We start from the raw sequence: 18,443 nt of genomic DNA, 5'->3' as shown, positions 1-18,443 counted from the left end.
TTATCATATCACAGAAAGGGGTGTAAGTCGATAAGTATCATCGCATAAACAGGCTCATGTTAACCGACAAGATCACAGCAGCCATACAGCGGTGGAATGGTTATCATATAAAGGCTACAGGAACTGCAGTAAATTCTCTGTTCCTAAAACCGTTCTATTCGTTTTTCTTTGCCACCGCCACAATAGGGATAAATACTGTACACAACACTACTGCCAGGCATACATATCCCTCATATCTCCTCCATAATACCTCCCCCGTTGCTTTTAACAGCAAAAAATTAAGTAGTGGATTTATAACAGCAATTCCCAACATAGATATCCGTCCAGCTCGCAGGACATGGGGCCAGTTTCTGTTATTAAAATATACCCCTGCAATATGAATCCGAAACGGTCCCTGACTGTAATAATTAATCTTATTCTCATCATAGAAGGCCGGCAGAGTCTCTCTTGCAAACAGCAAAAACCATGCCCCAAATAAAAAACTCAGTCCTTCTATGGTAAAGAAACCAGTGAAAAATATCTCTTTCCCAACCTCTGCATATAGCAAAAGCCATATTTCCACCCCGGCAAGAGCCATACACAGCAAGTAGCGAATCATATTCTTTCTCTGTTTTAACCTTTTTTCTTCCTGTTCCTCCGCCGATAAACGAAGGGAACCTGAAACGAGAGCATCTACCTCCGGCTTTGTCAGTGTTTTTTCCTCACTGATTCGCTGAGCCTGCAAAAGCTCTGTCACCGTTACACCCAGAATCTCCGCCAGCGGGCCCAGGAGTGTAATATCCGGCAGACTCAACCCCCGTTCCCACTTGCTGACTGCCTTGTCTGATACAAATAATTTTTCTGCAAGCTGTTTCTGTGTATATCCCTTTTCTTTCCGCAGTTCCAAAAGGAATGCGCCGAATCGTTCTTTGTCAATCTCAAACATGTTATCTGCCTCCTGCTTTCTAACTCAAAAGCTTATAATAAAAGGCACGATTTGGCAATCGACCGGCAGTAGAATTGTCTTTTTTGACAGCAAATACTATAGAATCAGGAGTCAAACATGATTCCTTTTTGCATATGCCTTAGGTGTGATCCCGGTTTTGCGCCGGAACATTTTAATGAAATAGCTGACATCACAAAAACCTGTCTGTTCAGCAATTTCTGTGATACTCAAACCCGAGGTCTCCAGTAACGCCGCTGCTTTGGACAGGCGGTATTCCAGCAGATACTCCGTGATGGTCATATTCATCATCTGCTTAAAATAACGGCAGCATTCATTTCGGCTCATGGACACATGATCTGCCAGCGCAGCCAGAGAAAACTTTTCCTGATAATGTTCATGAAGATAGGCGATCAGGTTCAGAATCTTCCGGGTATCACGGGCTGCCAAGCTGGGCTTCGTCTGGTCAAGCAGATTTGCTGCAAACAAAGCCCAGACATCCTGAAGGATATGCTGGGTTTTCAAACGGAATGCAGGAGAGGTATCCGGACAGTGATCGCCTACCCACATAAGCTTCGGAAATATCTCCTTTGTCCATGCATCACGGCCACGGAATACAAAGTACGGCGTATTACAATCAACTATAGGACGATAGTATGCTTCCTCGTAATAACTGCCATGGCTGCCGTACAGAATCTCAGGATGGAAAATCAGCGTAAAATACTTTGCAGTCTTATATCCCGGCGCCGGACGGATGGAGTGCAGAAATCCCGGCATAATAAAAAAACCGTCCCCCGCCGCTACTGTCTGTTCGTGTTCCAACACATATACATTTACTGCCCCTTCGCAGATCACGGAAATTTCAATCGTAGGCTGCTTGTGCCAGTTTACAAATCCCTTGTTATATTCACTGAGGTCATCCCGTGAAAGAATAAAACGAAAAGAGTCATCATAAGCAACAAGGGCGTTCATCTCCTGATCGATCGGCACCTGGCGTTTCTCCATTGTAAATCTCCTCCTCGCAGCAATACAATTATATTTTTTGAGAATATATCCATAGAAAAGCATACATTTTTTATAATATAATTATATCCATGGCATTCCGATATAGCAATACAAAATCGGAAAATCTACAGACTGCATCATGCGGATCCATAAAATGACCGCATCCGGAGGTATTACATATGAAAGCAAGACGTTCAACGGAACTTGTGGAAAAGAAAGATTTTTATAAGGAACTGTTCTCCCTTGCGATTCCAATCGGAATGCAGAACCTGCTTGTTGCCCTGATCGGCGCGTCCGATGCGCTGATGCTGGGACGGCTGACACAGGATGCTGTTTCCGCGGTTTCCCTGGCAAACCAGATTGCATTTATCATGAGCCTGTTCAGCGGCGCTGTGGTCGGCGGCGGCGGTGCTCTGATCGCCCAATACTGGGGTAAAGGCGATTGGACCATGGTTAAAAACCTGTTCTGTATGCTCATAAAATGGGCATTTGGCATCTCCTTCGTTTTCTTTGCCCTGGCAATGTTCGCACCGGAGCTATTAATGCGGATTTATACACCGGACACTGCCCTGATCAAAATCGGAGCCTCCTATCTCCGTGCGGTGAGCCTTTCTTATCTGTTCACCGGCGTTACACAGTGTTACTATCTGATAATGAAACTGGAAGGTAAGGCGCCTAAGAGCGTTTTGATTTCCGTTGTCACCCTCATAACCGACGTTGTGCTTGACTTTTTCCTGATCTACGGTTTCGCGGGGGTACCTAAACTGGGGGCAAACGGTTCCGCTTATTCCACTGTTGTTGTAGAACTGGTGGCGCTCATCTGGTGTATCGCGGAATCTCACCGTGGAGAAAGCATTCGTCCCGACCTGCAGGGGTTTCAATGGTTTTCCATCGATATAACCAAAGATCTGTTCAAAATCGCGCTTCCCATGCTGGGCAGTTCTCTTGCGTGGGGATTCGGATTTTCCATGCACTCACTGATCATGGGACACCTGGGATCCGATGCCACTGCAGCTGCATCCATCGCGTCCGTAGCACAGGAGCTTATAACCTGTGTCTGCAAGGGTATTTCTGTGGGCGCGGGAATTATGGTCGGTAAACTCCTTGGACAGAATCTGTTTGACAAGGCCAAAGAATACGGAAAAAAATTCTGCCATATTTCAATCTGGGCAGGTATTGTCCATATGGCACTGCTCTGTATCCTCGGTCCCATCGTGGCGGAGTTCTTCGTGTTATCGGAAACCGCAAAGCACTACCTGGTCATCATGCTGGTCTTCAGTGCGTTCTATGTATTCGCCTATTCCATCAATACAGTTATTGTCTGCGGTATTTTCCCTGCAGGCGGTGATGCGGGGTACGATGCGCTCAGCGTTTTCTTCGCCTCCTGGTGCTTTGCACTGCCGCTGGCACTGCTCGGAACTTTCGTATTTCACTGGCCGGTCATCGTGGTATATATCCTGATGTGCGCAGATGAGATCGTGAAAATCCCCTGGCTGTACCCCCGATATAAAAAATACCTCTGGCTGAACAATCTTACACGCGAAGAGAGCTCAGTGATGGTAAACGCGTAAATGATATCCATACCCGGCTTGAGGCGTTATTTTGCTGTGGACTCTGCCAAATCCTCCATCTTCTGGATCCGCTCCAGTACAAGGGCTGCTTCATCCAGCATGGCAGATATGAGATTGTATTCAAATACAGCAATCTCTCTTTTCTCCTCAAGTACCATGCCGACCACAGCAGAAACCTTGTCATCCTCCATAACCGGAAGATAAATCGCCTTTGCGTTTGGAAGTGTATGGGTAGTGCAGCCGGCTCTGTGTCCGTTTTCAAATACCCATTTGACCACGGCCTGCTCCGCCCGGGAGGTATAGCCTGCCCTCAGGATTTCCTCCTCTTCCTCTTCTATCCCGCTGCGAAGATAAACAGAGGGGACCTGGATCACACCGTGTTTCTTCATATATATTAACACAGTAAACTGCATCAGTTTTTGGATCTGGCCGGCCAGCTCATCGCTGACCTGCTGCCTGGTCTTTGCCCGTCTTAATTTTTTGCTGTTTACCAGCAGAATTTCCGTGCGGTATGCGCGCTTTGCGTTTTCTTCGTTCTGCTTCTGAATCTTTGACATATTCCAGGATGTGAGAAGGCTGACTGTGAACATCATGGCAAATGTCACCGGATAGCTGGCATCATACGCCTGAAGGCTGTGAACCGGCATGGTAAAAAAATAATTGAACAGAATCACACTTAGAACTGAGGCAAGCACAGAGCACACATACCCCTGGGTAAAGATGGCGGTCAGCATCACTCCCAGCAGATATGACATAATGATATTGGCTTCTGTCATCTGAAAATGCGAGAGCAGAAAACCGCCGGCTGTACTGACTGTCATCATGCCCAGCATGATCCAGAAATCCGTTCCTTTCAGCCCCTGCAGGAATTTTCCGGTCTTTACCACAGTATAAGACCGCTGACCGATTCCGCTCTGCAGATCCGGGATGATGTATACGTCAAGGCTGGGGGCATATTGATTCAAGCTTTCGACCAGGGTTTTTCTGGTCTGTCCGAACAGAACCCTGTGCGCAGTTCTGCCCATAACGATTTTCGTCACATTGCTGACTTTTGCGTATTCGGCGATCTGCCTTGACACGTCCTCTCCGTTTACCGTGGCAATCTTTGCGCCCAGGCTTCTGGCAAGACGCATATTTTCGTCCCTTCGTCTTTTCACTTTTTCATCTGCGTTCTGCAGATATCTGGTCTCCACATAGAGAGCCGTAAATTCCGCGTGAAAGGCATAGGCCAGGCGGGCTGCTGTGCGGATGACCTTTGCGTTGGAAGGCGCCGGGGAGATGCAGGTAAGAACATGTTCCCCGGTGGAGTATTCCCCGGTTCCAAACAGCTTCTTCTCCTCCTCCGCCAGATGGTTCACTCTGTCGGCCATACGGCGCAGGGCAATCTCACGGAGGGCGATCAGCTTATCTCTCGTAAAAAAGTTCTGTAAAGCCCTCTGTGCCTGAATCTCCCGGTATATCTTTCCTTCCTTCATGCGCTGGATCAGCTCTTCCGGCTCAATATCCACAAGTTTTACCTGGTCCGCCCTGTCAAACACGCGGTCCGGAATGGTCTCTCTCACCATAACGGAGGTAATCCCGGTCACATTGTCATTCAGACTCTCCAGATGCTGGATATTTACGGTTGTATACACATTGATCCCGTGCTCCAGCAGCTCCTCGATATCCTGATAGCGTTTCCTGTGACGGCAGCCGCGGATGTTGGAATGTGCCAGTTCATCCACCAGAATCACTTTGGGACGGCGTTTTAGAGCAGCGTCCAAGTCAAATTCCCTGATTTTGACCCCTTTATAGTCCACCATCAGAAAGGGAAGCTGCTCCAGTCCCTCCAGAAGTGCGGCAGTCTCCGGTCTTGCGTGGGGCTCCACATATCCGGCGATCACATCCACCTGCTGCTTTTTCAGTTCTCTTGCAGCTTCCAGCATAGCGTACGTCTTGCCTGTTCCGGCTGCGTAACCCAAAAAGATCTTAAGCTGTCCCATCTCTTTTTTACGGACCTGAGCTTCCTCTGCCCGGATCTTTTCCAGCATCTTTTCAGAACTTGGTCTTTCCATTGTGTCCATGGCATCTCCCTGCCTATATTTCTCCTATGGCCTTCGCGATTTCCAGATTACATTTCAGGACATTCACCCGCTCATGTCCGAAGACACCAAGGGTCCTGCCATCCGTATTCTCCTCCACGATCTTTCTGAGTTCTTCCTCTTTAAGCCCGGTCTTTTCAGCAATGGAAGGAATCTGGATCCTGGCGGATTCCGGTGTGATGTTCGGATCCAGGCCGGAACCGGAGGCTGTGAGCAGATCAGCAGGAATGTCACCCTTCTCCACATCCGGGTTCTTCTCCAGAAATTCCTCTACTGATTTCTCCGCGCGCTTCTTCAGTTCTTCATTGGATGGAGCCAGGTTAGAACCGCCGGAACCCACCCCTGTGTAGCTGCCGTCCTCTTTTTCTTCTTCTGTATAAGTGTTGTAATCCACCCCGGATACACGGCATTGAAAATACCTGGGATCTCCGGAAAAATCCTGCCCCACAATAGCTGAGCCCACTGCTTTTTCCGGGTCATCGGTTTTCTCTCCCTCTGCCGTGATCAGGCTTCCGTTCGCCTGATGCGGAAACATAAGCTGCCCCAGCCCGGTCAGTGCAGCGGGATAGGCAAATCCGCAGAGAACCAACATGAAAACCGTCAGAACCAGAGCGCTCCTAAAATATTTTAAAAATGATCTCATAGCATCTTCCTCCCTACATTCCCAGCACTGCAAGCAGCGGAGCCACCAGACAGTCTATGATCTTAATTCCGGCAAACGGTACGACGATACCACCCAGGCCGTAAATACCCATATTTTTCAAAAGCATGCGCTCCGCGCTCATGGGTTTGTACTTGACACCCCGCATGGCAATGGGAATCAAACACGGTATAATGACCGCATTGAAAATGAGTGCTGATAAGATAGCTGACATAGGTGTTGCCAGCTTCATGATATTTAATATCTGCATCTGCGGTATCACCATAGTGAACATGGCCGGTATAATGGCAAAATACTTTGCCACATCGTTTGCTATACTGAATGTGGTGAGGGAGCCTCTTGTAATAAGAAGCTGTTTTCCTATTTCCACCACTTCCAGAATTTTGGTGGGGTCAGAATCCAGGTCCACCATATTTGCCGCCTCTTTTGCCGCCGCTGTGCCTGAATTCATGGCCAGCCCTACATCTGCCTGGGCAAGAGCAGGGGCGTCATTGGTTCCGTCACCTGTCATGGCTACCAGTTTTCCCTCTGCCTGTTCCTTCTTAATCGCCTGTATTTTATCCTCAGGCCTGCATTCGGCAATAAATCCATCCACACCGGCCTCTTTCGCAATGGTCGCGGCAGTCAGCGGATTGTCGCCTGTGCACATAATCGTCTTGATCCCGATTTCACGAAGTCTTGCGAACCGCTCGATCAGACCCGGTTTCACAGTATCTTTCAGATAAATAACACCGTAGATCACAGCGTCTGCCTCCACAACCAGGGGCGTTCCGCCAAGCCCCGCGATCTGTTCCACTATCGCGTCCAGATCTCCCGGTATACTGCCCCCGTTTTTGAGAACTCTTTCTTTGATGGCATCTGCGGCACCTTTTCTGATTTGAGAACCGCTGTCCAGATTTACACCTGACATTTTGGACTGGGCTGTAAATTCAATAAATTCCATCTGTTTTGCTGCGCTGTCGTCAATTCTTGTTCCCATGCTCTTAGCCAGCTCTGCCGTTGATTTTCCTTCCGGTGTGGGGTCACAGAGGGAGGCAAGTGCGGCATAGTCTATCAGGTCCTCCCTGCTTTTCCCGGCAACCGGATAGAACTCTGCTGCCAGACGGTTTCCAAAGGTTATGGTACCTGTCTTATCAAGAATCATGGTATCCACATCCCCGCAGGCTTCCACAGCCTTTCCTGACATGGCAATCACATTGAATCTGGTAACTCTGTCCATACCCGCGATTCCGATCGCTGACAGCAGACCGCCAATCGTGGTCGGAATCAGGCAGACCAGCAGGGCAATCATTGTAGATACGGGTATCTGCACTCCCGAATAAGTCGCAAAAGGATACAGACACACAACCACGATCAGAAAAATAATCGTGAGGCCCACCAGCAGGGTATTTAATGCGATCTCATTGGGAGTCTTCTGGCGGGATGCCCCCTCCACCAGGGCAATCATTTTGTCCAGAAACGACTCACCCGGCTTTGATGTGATCCTGATTTTCAGCCAGTCACTGACCACGGTGGTTCCCCCCGTAACAGATGAAAAATCAGTTCCCGCCTCACGGGTGACAGGTGCGGATTCCCCTGTAATAGCAGATTCATCCACAGACGCGATCCCTTCTATTACTTCTCCGTCATTCGGAATCGTCTCCCCAGCCTTTACAAGTACCACATCATCCTTTTTCAGTTCAGATGCGTTTACAATAGTTTCCGTACCGTCTCTGCCGAGAAGACGTGATTTTGTATCCTGCTTTGTCTTTTTCAAGGTCGCCGCCTGCGCCTTACCACGTCCCTCCGCTACAGACTCTGCAAAATTTGCAAATAATACGGTTATAAAAAGTACAGCGCAGACGATTCCATTATAAATCCTCAGATATCCAAGTGATGCGTCGTCCCCAAAGATAGTGGGAACAATAGTCATAAGCAGCGTGAGCACAAATCCCACCTCCACCACAAACATGACCGGGTTCTTCACCATATATTTCGGACTCAGTTTCTGAAACGCACCGATAATGGAACTCTTTAAAATGTCCTTTGTCACGAACTTTGTTTGCTGTTGTTTTTTAGACATTCCTCTAACATCCCTTTCTTAAATTTTATGAAAACCACAAGGTCAGATGCTCTGCGACCGGTCCCAATGCCAGTGCCGGGAAAAAGGTCAGAGCAGCGAAAATATATACAATAAATACAAGCAAAATGGTAAATACCGTATTATCTGTACGCATGGTACCGATGGAAACCCTTGTGCTCTTCTTTGCAAGCAGTGAGCCGGCAATGGCAAGCTGGGCTATAATGGCTATGTAACGGCCGAAGAACATCGCAAGTCCTGTTGTGATATTCCAGAAGTAACTGTTGTCGGACAGTCCTTCAAAACCGGAGCCATTGTTTGCCGATGCTGAGGCGTATTCATACAGCACCTGGGACAGGCCGTGAAAACCGGGATTGCTGATACCTTCCAGACCGGCCTGCGTGGATACGGCAAGCGCCGAGAATCCCAGGATCAGCAGCGGATGGACGATCAGAACCAGGGCAACCAGCTTCATCTCTCTTCCTTCGATCTTCTTGCCCAGATACTCGGGAGTACGGCCAACCATCAGACCGCAGATGAATACAGCTAAAATGGCATACATCAGCATGTTCATAAGGCCCACGCCTTTTCCTCCGAATACACAATTGAGCATCATATGCAGAAGCGGTACCATTCCGCCAAGAGGCGTCAGTGTATCATGCATGTTGTTGACAGTACCTGTGGTGAAGGAAGTTGTCACAGTTGTAAACAGAGCGGACTGGTCAACTCCAAACCGGACCTCCTTGCCCTCCATGCTCCCCATTTCCTGGCTGATGCCGGCTGTCTCAAGAACCGGATTGCCGGCCTTCTCAGATACAAAGCACAGAGTCAGACCGATGAGGAATATGACAGACATTGCCGCGAATATAGTCCTTCCCTGTTTGCCGAAGACAGGTTCTTTTTCCTTCCTCTTCCTATCCTGACACATCTTTCCAAAGGTAAGTACACAGGCACCCGGAAGGATCATCATGGAGATCAGCTCCACAATATCCGTGATCACTGTCGGGTTCTCAAATGGGGTGGAAGAGTTGGCTCCCAGAAAACCACCTCCGTTTGTCCCCAGATGTTTGATGATCTCAAGGGCCGCTATGGGTCCCATGGCAAAGTCCTGTAGTTTTCCGTGAATGGTCTCCACTGTAATGTTGGAGCCAAAAGTCTCCGGGCATCCCTGCCAGATCAGCACAAGGCCAAAGATGAGAGACCAGGGAATCAGGATACGTGTGGTGATACGCACCATATCCTCATAGAAATTTCCCAGGTCCATACTCTTTCCCGCAAGTCCCCTGCAGAATGCCATACAGGCCGCATATCCGGATGCCGCGGAGGTGAACATCATAAAAATGATCACCAGCATCTGGCTCAAATAAGAAAGCCCGGATTCACCGGAATAATGCTGCAGGTTTGTGTTTGTCATAAAGCTTATGATCGTATTGAAGGAAAGGGTCGGCTCCATTGCCTCTATCCCGTTTGGATTCAGAAACAGTACATACTGCAGTCTCAATACCAGATATCCCGCAAAAACCATAACTGCATTTGCCATGAGAAGGTTCAGTGCATATGTTTTCCAATTCATACCTTTTCTGTCAATCCGGCAGATTCTGTATATCCCGTTGTCCACCCTGTCAAAAAAAGGGTCCGCAAATGTTTTCTTTTTGGCCGCAATGTGATACATGTATCTCCCCATGGGAATGACCGCCAAAACAAAAATTGCCAAAGTCAGCGCTATCTGTAACATGACTTTTATCTCCTCCTGTCATTTTCTAAATTCCCGTTGCTGATCTTGTTGTCTATAATTTCTCGGGATATACCAGGGCATAGAATAAATATGCCGCTATCAGTAAAATCACGATTCCCAGCAATATCATGTGATCTCCTCCTGTCCTTAATCTATGTTTTGATTTTTTCCTAGAGTGTGTTTGAAAATTACTTTCGGCAAGCTGTGCGTCACAATTTGTGGGAGATTTAACCCCGATGAAGGAGGCGTAGCGGGCTACGCTGACTGAATTGTGGGCAAATATGCCGCAAAGTGGGGCGTGCAGATTGTCGGAATGAATTTTCTAACAGGCTCTACGCCTTATCTTCTGTGCTGTCTGTATCTACCTGTCTGCTGCACCATCCTGCAAACAGCACCATCAGTCCGAAGCAGGCAAACAGTATAACCACCATAGCCAAGTCCATCATTTCAGGTCCCTCCTTTATCTTTCAGGCTGTAACTGATATTATCACGTCCTGCCCTAAATGCGCATAAGGGAAACGGCAGGTGTATTAAAATTGGATTAATGGCAGCTTGAAAGCAACTTCTGACCTAAAGAATTTGCTATTTTGCCTGAATGTTAAAATGCGTTGCTTGTGGCAACGGGCAGTTTTGTCTAAAATAATGGTAACGATAAAAAGAAAGGAGGCTATCCCTAATGCTCAACGAAAATATAAAAGAAATCAGAAAATCAAAAGGACTTTCGCAGCAAGAGCTTGCTGTCAAGCTAAACGTTGTGCGGCAAACAGTTTCTAAATGGGAGCAGGGACTGTCAGTTCCCGATTCCGAGATGTTAATCTCCATATCAGAACTGCTTGAAACACCTGTAAGCATGTTGTTGGGAGAAACTGTTATTGAAACGGAGGTTGATACCTTAAAAGCAATTTCAGAAAAATTGGAGGTAATAAACTTGCAACTGGCACAAAGAAAGACCATGAGGAGAAAAATTCTTCACTGGCTATTTATCTCATTGTGTGTAGTCATAGCAGCAATTTTTGCAGTTTTATTCGTATCAGAAAGCCCTTATTTTGGATGGGATTATAGTCATCCTGAGACTGCTGTTCTTGGAGTGGCGTTTCACTCATTTGAATGGCTGTTTGTCAGAGCAGCCCCGATTATCCTTGTTGGTGCAATCATAGGGATTTTCTTAACACGAAAGAAAGAATAAAACCATCCTGCTCTGATATGATACCTTTTAAGCAGACAAGGCAAATAACCAAAATCTACTTAGGAGGTATTTTCATGTCCAAATCACCAGATACGCCAGAGTTCAGAGTAATGGTTTCTCAAGAATATCTTAACATACTAGACTCATATCGCTTTCCGGCAGATAAATATCAGATCGGTTGTAAAACTTTAAAAGAATAGGTGATTAAATATAGGTGGTATGGAATCGTTGCCTCTCAAATCTAAAATGGGAGTTGCATATTCTTCTGATTTAAAAAAGATGTGTGTGGAGGCTGTTTTGCCTGGTGATGGGGGTGTCGATGATATTGTTGAAAAATATAGTATTGATTGTCAGTTATGCATGTGTTTAGATAACTTCTGAAGCTTTCCCGCGATACCTTTGAAGAGTATTAAAATCCTTGAAAACACTGAATTTTCAAGGATTTTAATACTCTTCAAACTATGCCACTTTACTATAGTCAACAATTGAAATCTCCTGCATTACTTTCTTTGCCTGTTCTATAATATTTTCCAATTGTTTCACAACGTCCGCTGTATAAATAACTTCATTGCATTCTATGCATTTATAGCAAGGAACATTTCTGACAATTACTAAGCAGCTCCCCAAATCTGTCATGTCTGTTGTCAATCCTTTTTCAGCCTTAGCTCCGCATTCCATACATAACATATTTATTGCTCCTTTCTGGTTTTGAGATCTGCTTCCAATATTCAATTCAAAAAAACCCACAAACTTGACATTTGTGGGTTTTCCATACATTGCAATATGCAATTGATTATCGTTTGCTGAACTGCGGTGCACGACGAGCTGCTTTGAGACCGTATTTCTTTCTCTCTTTCATTCTCGGGTCACGAGTCAGGTAACCTGCGGATTTTAATACAGGTCTGTACTCAGCGTCTGCCTCCAGTAATGCTCTGGAGATTCCGTGACGGATAGCGCCGGCCTGTCCTGTGAATCCACCGCCATGAACGTTTACTAACACGTCAAATTTGTCTGCTGTCTCTGTTGCCATTAACGGCTGACGAACAACAACTTTCAGTGTCTCTAATCCAAAATATTCATCAATATCTCTTTTATTGATAGTGATTTTACCTGTTCCCGGTACTAAGTAAACACGAGCTACAGATGATTTTCTTCTTCCTGTTCCATAGAATTTTGTACTAGCCAATGTTCTCTACCTCCTATTAAAATGTTAATACTTCTGGCTTCTGAGCTGCATGGTTGTGTTCCGGTCCTGCGTATACGTGCAGCTTTTTGATCATGGATCTTCCTAAAGGTCCTTTCGGAAGCATTCCTTTAACAGCGAGTTCAAGAACCTTCTCCGGTTTTTTAGCCATCATCTCTCTCAGTGTGGTTTCTTTCATTCCGCCAACATAGTCAGAGTGATGATAGTAAATCTTCTGGTCTAATTTTTTACCAGTTACGCTGACTTTCTCAGCATTAACGATGATTACATAATCACCTGTATCGACATGAGGAGTAAAAACTGGTTTGTTTTTTCCTCTTAAAACTTTAGCTACTTCAGATGCAAGGCGGCCTAAGGTTTTGCCTTCAGCGTCCACTACATACCATTTTCTTTCAATCTTATCCGGATTAGCCATATAAGTGTTCATGGTTTTACCTCCTAATTTTCAGCATATACAGTAATATTCAAATTCATAAATTTATAATGAAAAATACCATACCGGGGCTTTTGGCTAGGTATTTTCGCACTACGTCACATTGAGATATTATATTACACTTATCCGGGCATGTCAACAGGTTTTATCGAAAATTTTGGCAAAAAATAAGCCATTTAGAGAGCTGTCTTCTTATATAATATTAACAGAACTCCTGATTTTATGATTTACGGATCTGTTTTTTCTTTTTCAGTATAAGAATGACTCCTCCAAAAGCTGCAGCAGTCAGGGTCAGATACAGTACAACCGGAGTCTCATCCCCTGTCTTTGCATTGCCGGCACCGGTCGTCTTTGTGCCTTTACTTCCGCTTCCCGTGTCATTTCCCTGACCGGAAGGTTTGGTACCGGGCTTTTTATCATCGCCGCCTGTTCCGTCATTCTTTCCATCATCTGTTCCCTTATTCCCGTCATCACCCGGGTCTTTGCTGTCATCACTCGGGTCTTTGCCATCATCACCCGGGTCTTTGCCGTCATCCTTTTTCTCTGCGCTCGTCTGTGCCAATTCCACAGTCTTGTCAAAAACAGCCGCTTTCAGACTCACCTGGTACGCTTCGTCCGGGTCAATGCTGTCAGTGATATCAAAGGAAAAGCTTTCGTCTGCTGCACCGTCCGTCATATAATCACGCTGTGATGCAGTATACACAGTTTTTCCTCCCTGTGTGACCTCAAGCATAACAGGGACGGAGAGAGACGGATTCTCATTTTTTGTATAAACAGACGCAGGAATCCGGTTCATATAACTGCTGATTCCATCCTCAATTTTTATACTTGTGTTTACCACTGTTTTTCCATCTTTATTTTCCAGCACGGCAGTGCCGCTGATCTGTTCTGTGACCTCATCGTCCGCCTGATACATATGACCTCTCACATATGAAAACGCGGATTTGAAATACGGAATATAAAATTCACTGTTGTGATCTCCATTCTCTATAAAGAAGCAGTGGTCAACACCCCGCTCTGTGAGGGCTGCATCCAACTGGATTGCCGGGACTCCAAAACCATAGAGGTCTTGATTTCCGCACATAAAATACATAGAAAAATACTGCAGGTACTCGGTTGACACCTCTTTTACAATCTCATTCGGACTGTATGCGCCGCCCATACTGAAAGCGCCGAAGAAGCTTACCGCTCCTGAGAATATATCAGGATTGCGCAGGGCCAGGCCGTATGCCCCCTGTCCGCCCATAGACGCACCTGCTGTCAGACGATATCTTGCGTCCCTGATCGTCCTGTAACGGGCATCCATCATAGGCACCATCTCATCTGTGACCATTTTCTCCCAGTCATCTCTCCACCAGCTATCCTCCTCACTGTTTGGTATGACAACTATCATTTCGTCTATGAGGCCTTCCTCAATCGCTTCATCTAAAAGGCGGTCCACATTGTCTGTCATGTATGAAGTATGGTCGCTGTTAAACTGATGCAGCAGATAAGTGGTGGGATAATTTCTGTCAGATTCAAAATACCCCTCCGGCAGATATACCAGATATTTTTCCTCTGCGGTTCCCTCTTTCTCCGTTGCCGATGCCGCATAAGCCGAATCATAAGATGTCTCAAAGAACCTGGAATGATTTCCATACATATAAATCCTGTCATTTCTGCTGATATAGGTATCCTGGAATTTTATCTCCTGTACACTGCCGTCCGTAAATGTGATCTTTCTTTCTGCACTGTATAAATAAGAAGCAGTGCCATCTTTATCCTCTGTCTCAAAGATTGTGATGCCTATATCCTCTATCTCTGTAATCCCTTTGTCATGTATCAGTTCTTCTGCTTCCTTTACTCTGTCTTCTTTCTTATTTCCTGATGAAAAATAATCTTCCGCAATAGTTCCTGCATATTCTTCTAATCTGCTCTCTTTCAGACAGGTATTCTGATATGCCGCTGCCGCTGCCACAGATTCTTTTATTTCCTTTTCCGGCACTCTGGAGGGCAGGCCCTGCAGTTTGTTGTAGGCTGCCTGGCTGTAAAGACCTACAGGTCCGCTGTACCAACCGCCGCCGCCATACGGAGGATCATTGTACACATGAACGTATACGGTATTCGTACCGCCGTAATTTAAGATGCTGGAATCTATGGAGAACTTGCTGAGCACAGCCCAGGTCGTCTCCTTGGTACTGCTGCCATCCTCATTGACGCCTGTTCCTCCAACTCTCTTACCGTTGACAAAAACTTCCCCTCTGTCATCCATGTACCCAATCAAGAGAGTCAGATTTTCTTTTGTGAAATCTTCCGGCAGTTCAAAGGTTCTGGCATACCAGCCCCAGCCTGTATTCATATACCATATCTTAGTAATATTTCCAAATCCCTGCTCCCAGTTTCCAAGGGCAGGCTGAACCACTGACCAGGATTCATATTCCTCTGAAGTCAAGGTATCTGCCTTAAACGGATCTGATAATCCTACATAATTAAAATACCAGTCTCCCATCAGATCGATCTGCTGTTCATCCTCAGCGTCCCCGGTATCCTGAATGCGAATCAATGTGGCTGTATCGAGATCCATACGGACACCAAGAAGATTCACATACATCTGAATCGTGGAGGAAGTCTTATTTACCTTATTCGGAACCTTGACACCGCCCTCGTAAGTGCCGGGACCGTTTATATTCTGAGAAATTGTTGTATCGTACAGAACTTCCTTTGTATTCGGATCAAGAACTGCAACTGTTATATCCATTTTGCTGTTCCCGCCCTGGAAAAAATCCGCATATTTTTCCCCAATCTCTATGGAATAGCTGACCTCTGCTGTCTTGTCGTTTCCCGTAAGCGCTGCTTTTTTCAGGGAAACAGACCCGGATGCCAAGCCTGAGATAAAGCGGTTTGTCATACGGCTAACCACTCTTTCCAGGGATTCCTGCAGATAATCTGTGCTGTAAGAGCCTGTCCTGACTGTAAATTCATGGTAATCAAAGGAAATAGATTTCTCCCAGCTGATAAACAGAGCTCCCATATCACTGGTGGAATGGGCCATATTTGTCCATGCATCGCCTGCAGGGGCGTCCATATAAGTATAGAATCTGGTATAAAAATTCGGATCTGCCTCGTGGCACTGTACCAAGTAATCATACACATCACCGTATATCTCATACCAGGGGTTGTCACTGCTGACGAAATCGCCCCGAATACTTGCAATCATGCCAAATGTCCCGGGTGCTGTAAGGGGAACGCTGTCTATCGCTTTGCTGTCCGCTTCCAGAGGCTTCGGCATATCAGCATCTGCTTCTGCATTCTTTTCTGAATCCTGCTGTTTCGGCATATCCGTAACTGAATCTTTATCAAAATCCACAGTATCTGCATCCGAATCTTTTGCAGGTGACTGTAATTCTGCCTGACTCGCGTCCGGCTTCTGCTCTGCATCTGATTCTTTCCCGGCCTCTAACTGACGCGCATCCAATTCTTTTTCATTATCCTGAACATCCGGACGGTTCACATCTGTTTCTTTTTCCGCATCCCGGACATCCGAGCGGTTCACATTCGATTCTTTTTCCGCATCCCCAGCATCCGAACGTTCTGCATCTGATCCTTTTTCCGCATCTCGGACATCCAAGCAGTCCGTATTCGATTCTTTTTCCGCATCCCCAGCATCCGAACGCTCTGCATCTGATCCTTTTTCCGTATCCAACGCTTCCTCTACATCCCCGGAATCCAACGTCTCCTGCGGCGTATCCGAATCTGTGTCCGGTATTTCTCCGGCTGTCTTATCCAGGTCTTCCCGCCATGTCTTTGTATCCGAAGATTCTTCCGGAGCCTTTGCATCTTCTGCCGGTTCCTGGTCATCTGCCTGTTTCGTCTCTGTCAGTCCAAGAATATAGGCGAGATATCCTCCTGCTCCGGTTCCGACTACCGCCCTGTTTCCAGCACCCGGAATGGTATTATATTTTGCATCCACATCTGCCGCAACAAGCTCCATGACCTGCCGCACATCCATATCCAGAGTAAATGCCGGTTTTACCAGAATCATGTCAATCCCTTTTTCACCGGACATAGTTTCCCCCAGCATGTCCTCCATTCCTTCCGGATATTCCCCCAATCCATCATCCGGAAGCAGATACATAACCGGATAGCGCATTCCCCCATCCGGATCATAGCCCTCGGGCAGCACGACCTGATACCCGCAGGTATTCCCGTTCCACTCCACACTCTGCCTGTCAGACACTTCAGTCTTCGCCTTGATCTCCAGCGGCGAAAGAACACTGCCCAAAACCATAGACAATGTCAGCAAAATTGTCACAATTTTTCTCTTCATAAAAGCTCCTCCTGTACATCTTGACATATGAACTGCATTCCCCCCCTCTGCATTTCCGTCATATTGTCAGTTTTATACATTTAAAATACAGGATAAGCATTCTTCACAGTAAGCAGATTCGCTTCTTAAACAATCAAAAATGATTCTCTTCACCGTCCCCGGTGCGTTCTTCCACCAGTATCTGTTTTATTTCATATTCCCCCCTCTCTTTTTTCCTGTACAGCCGCCGCTCTTCCCTCCATTTTGCGGGAAGTACCCCCATACGTTTTTTAAAATTCCGTTCAAAGGATGATATGGAGAGATAGCCGCACTTTTCTCCGACTATCCTTATTGGCTCCATGGTATTCTGCAGCATCCGGCACGCCTCCCTGACTCTTATGCAGTTAATGTAATCCACCGGTCCAAGCCCCTTCATCTTCTGGAAAACCTTGCGGAAATGGCTCTCACTGAAATGACACATGTCAGCCAGCTGCCCCACTTTTATCTGCTCCATATAATGGTCATAAATGTAGTCAATAGCCGGCAGAAGCGGCAGACTCACAGCCTCCTCCCCCACCCTGTGTTCCAGTACATCATAAAGCATAAACAAAAAAGAACACAGAAGGCTCATCACCTGCATTTTATATGTCCCTTTTTTCTCTCCCGCCGTCCGGAAAATCTGCTTTAAAAGAAATGTAAGCTGTTCGTATTTTCTCTCATCTAAAATGCGGACTCCATAAAAAAGCTGCCTGCATATTTTCATATGCATTCTCTCATCAATAAAGGAAAACAGCTTCACAAAATCTTCCAGGTCCACAAACAAATATCCCCACATGTTGTACATGCCATTCTCATTTCTGGTAGCATGCAGAAGATTTGGCGCCACAAGACTGATACTTCCCTGACAAAATGCCGCTTCCTCCCCCTCGCTGATGATCGTCCCCTGTCCTTCATAACAATAACCAATCTCCAGATAATAATGAAAATGAAGTGGGTCATTAGCCCCTGCCTTCGCCCACGCGATCTTATCCAGTACCAGCAACGGATAATCCGGATATATTCTGAAAATATGGTCCTCTACATAACGCTTCTTTTTCCGCCCCACTTTTTCTTCTCCTGCTTTTTATATTGCAAATATGCGTTTGCCTTTTTTATTATTATACATTATATTTGTAGAATTGTGTCATTATTTGTCATATTTATCCGTGATTTACTGGTATTTACTCTGAGAACTCTTTTCTTTATTGCAGTTTTTTATATTTTTCGATATAATAGGAGAGCATAAAAAATAAGGGAGAGAA

The 18,443-nt window shown here is 46.1% G+C and carries 14 protein-coding genes; 2 read left to right on the top strand and 12 right to left on the bottom strand.

Going from position 1 to position 18,443, the window contains the following annotated elements; all coding sequences use genetic code 11:
- Positions 1 to 154: 154 nt before the first annotated feature.
- Together MUB35_RS03125 and MUB35_RS03120 are read right to left on the bottom strand one after the other, a co-directional pair.
- The gene (locus tag MUB35_RS03125; protein ID WP_033140805.1) at positions 155 to 925 is read right to left on the bottom strand and encodes a helix-turn-helix domain-containing protein; all 771 of its coding nucleotides are present in this window, start codon (positions 923 to 925) and stop codon (positions 155 to 157) included.
- A 111-nt stretch (positions 926 to 1,036) separates the two neighbouring features.
- Entirely contained in the window at positions 1,037 to 1,927 is an 891-nt protein-coding gene (locus tag MUB35_RS03120) for a helix-turn-helix domain-containing protein (RefSeq protein WP_227211733.1), read from the bottom strand.
- A gap of 179 nt (positions 1,928 to 2,106) precedes the next feature.
- Here MUB35_RS03120 and MUB35_RS03115 point away from each other — a divergent pair, with 179 nt between their 5' ends.
- The gene (locus tag MUB35_RS03115; protein ID WP_244805763.1) at positions 2,107 to 3,498 is read left to right on the top strand and encodes an MATE family efflux transporter; all 1,392 of its coding nucleotides are present in this window, start codon (positions 2,107 to 2,109) and stop codon (positions 3,496 to 3,498) included.
- A gap of 26 nt (positions 3,499 to 3,524) precedes the next feature.
- On the opposite strand, the gene MUB35_RS03110 is transcribed toward MUB35_RS03115, so the two are convergent.
- The 5 genes from MUB35_RS03110 to MUB35_RS30765 are packed head-to-tail and all read right to left on the bottom strand — an operon-like array spanning position 3,525 to position 10,353.
- The gene (locus tag MUB35_RS03110; RefSeq protein WP_244805762.1) at positions 3,525 to 5,561 is read right to left on the bottom strand and encodes a DUF4118 domain-containing protein; all 2,037 of its coding nucleotides are present in this window, start codon (positions 5,559 to 5,561) and stop codon (positions 3,525 to 3,527) included.
- Between the two features lie 13 nt (positions 5,562 to 5,574).
- Entirely contained in the window at positions 5,575 to 6,222 is a 648-nt protein-coding gene (kdpC, locus tag MUB35_RS03105) for a potassium-transporting ATPase subunit KdpC (RefSeq protein WP_148393508.1), read from the bottom strand.
- Positions 6,223 to 6,235: 13 nt separating this feature from the next.
- Positions 6,236 to 8,302 (bottom strand): potassium-transporting ATPase subunit KdpB, encoded by a 2,067-nt coding sequence (kdpB, locus tag MUB35_RS03100; RefSeq protein ID WP_033140800.1) that lies wholly within the window; start codon positions 8,300 to 8,302, stop codon positions 6,236 to 6,238.
- Between the two features lie 25 nt (positions 8,303 to 8,327).
- Positions 8,328 to 10,034 (bottom strand): potassium-transporting ATPase subunit KdpA, encoded by a 1,707-nt coding sequence (kdpA, locus tag MUB35_RS03095; protein WP_244805761.1) that lies wholly within the window; start codon positions 10,032 to 10,034, stop codon positions 8,328 to 8,330.
- A gap of 52 nt (positions 10,035 to 10,086) precedes the next feature.
- Positions 10,087 to 10,353 carry a DUF6783 domain-containing protein gene (locus MUB35_RS30765; RefSeq protein WP_334303719.1) on the bottom strand — a complete coding sequence of 89 codons (267 nt, stop codon included), beginning with the start codon at positions 10,351 to 10,353 and terminating at the stop codon, positions 10,087 to 10,089.
- A 357-nt stretch (positions 10,354 to 10,710) separates the two neighbouring features.
- Here MUB35_RS30765 and MUB35_RS03090 point away from each other — a divergent pair, with 357 nt between their 5' ends.
- Complete coding sequence (locus MUB35_RS03090; RefSeq protein ID WP_244805760.1) at positions 10,711 to 11,220, top strand: helix-turn-helix domain-containing protein; 510 nt, start codon at positions 10,711 to 10,713, stop codon at positions 11,218 to 11,220.
- A 459-nt stretch (positions 11,221 to 11,679) separates the two neighbouring features.
- On the opposite strand, the gene MUB35_RS03085 is transcribed toward MUB35_RS03090, so the two are convergent.
- The 5 genes from MUB35_RS03085 to MUB35_RS03065 form a co-directional block, all read right to left on the bottom strand.
- A complete protein-coding gene (locus MUB35_RS03085) occupies positions 11,680 to 12,009 on the bottom strand; it encodes a type II toxin-antitoxin system MqsA family antitoxin (protein ID WP_244805759.1) in 330 nt (109 codons plus the stop codon).
- A 4-nt stretch (positions 12,010 to 12,013) separates the two neighbouring features.
- Positions 12,014 to 12,406: a 30S ribosomal protein S9 gene (gene rpsI / locus MUB35_RS03080; protein WP_033140797.1), complete on the bottom strand. Its 393-nt coding sequence runs from the start codon at positions 12,404 to 12,406 to the stop codon at positions 12,014 to 12,016.
- 16 nt (positions 12,407 to 12,422) lie between these two features.
- The gene (gene rplM / locus MUB35_RS03075) at positions 12,423 to 12,851 is read right to left on the bottom strand and encodes a 50S ribosomal protein L13 (protein WP_033140796.1); all 429 of its coding nucleotides are present in this window, start codon (positions 12,849 to 12,851) and stop codon (positions 12,423 to 12,425) included.
- A 226-nt stretch (positions 12,852 to 13,077) separates the two neighbouring features.
- Positions 13,078 to 17,163, bottom strand: coding sequence for an alpha/beta hydrolase-fold protein (locus MUB35_RS03070; protein ID WP_244805758.1), 4,086 nt, complete (start codon positions 17,161 to 17,163; stop codon positions 13,078 to 13,080).
- 133 nt (positions 17,164 to 17,296) lie between these two features.
- Entirely contained in the window at positions 17,297 to 18,247 is a 951-nt protein-coding gene (locus MUB35_RS03065) for an AraC family transcriptional regulator (RefSeq protein WP_244805757.1), read from the bottom strand.
- Positions 18,248 to 18,443 lie beyond the last annotated feature (196 nt).

This window comes from Blautia sp. NSJ-175, from assembly GCF_022867815.1.
Lineage (GTDB): Bacteria > Bacillota > Clostridia > Lachnospirales > Lachnospiraceae > Blautia > Blautia celeris.
Note: the sequence above shows the minus strand (reverse complement) of the source record. Positions and strands in the feature narration are given on the sequence as shown.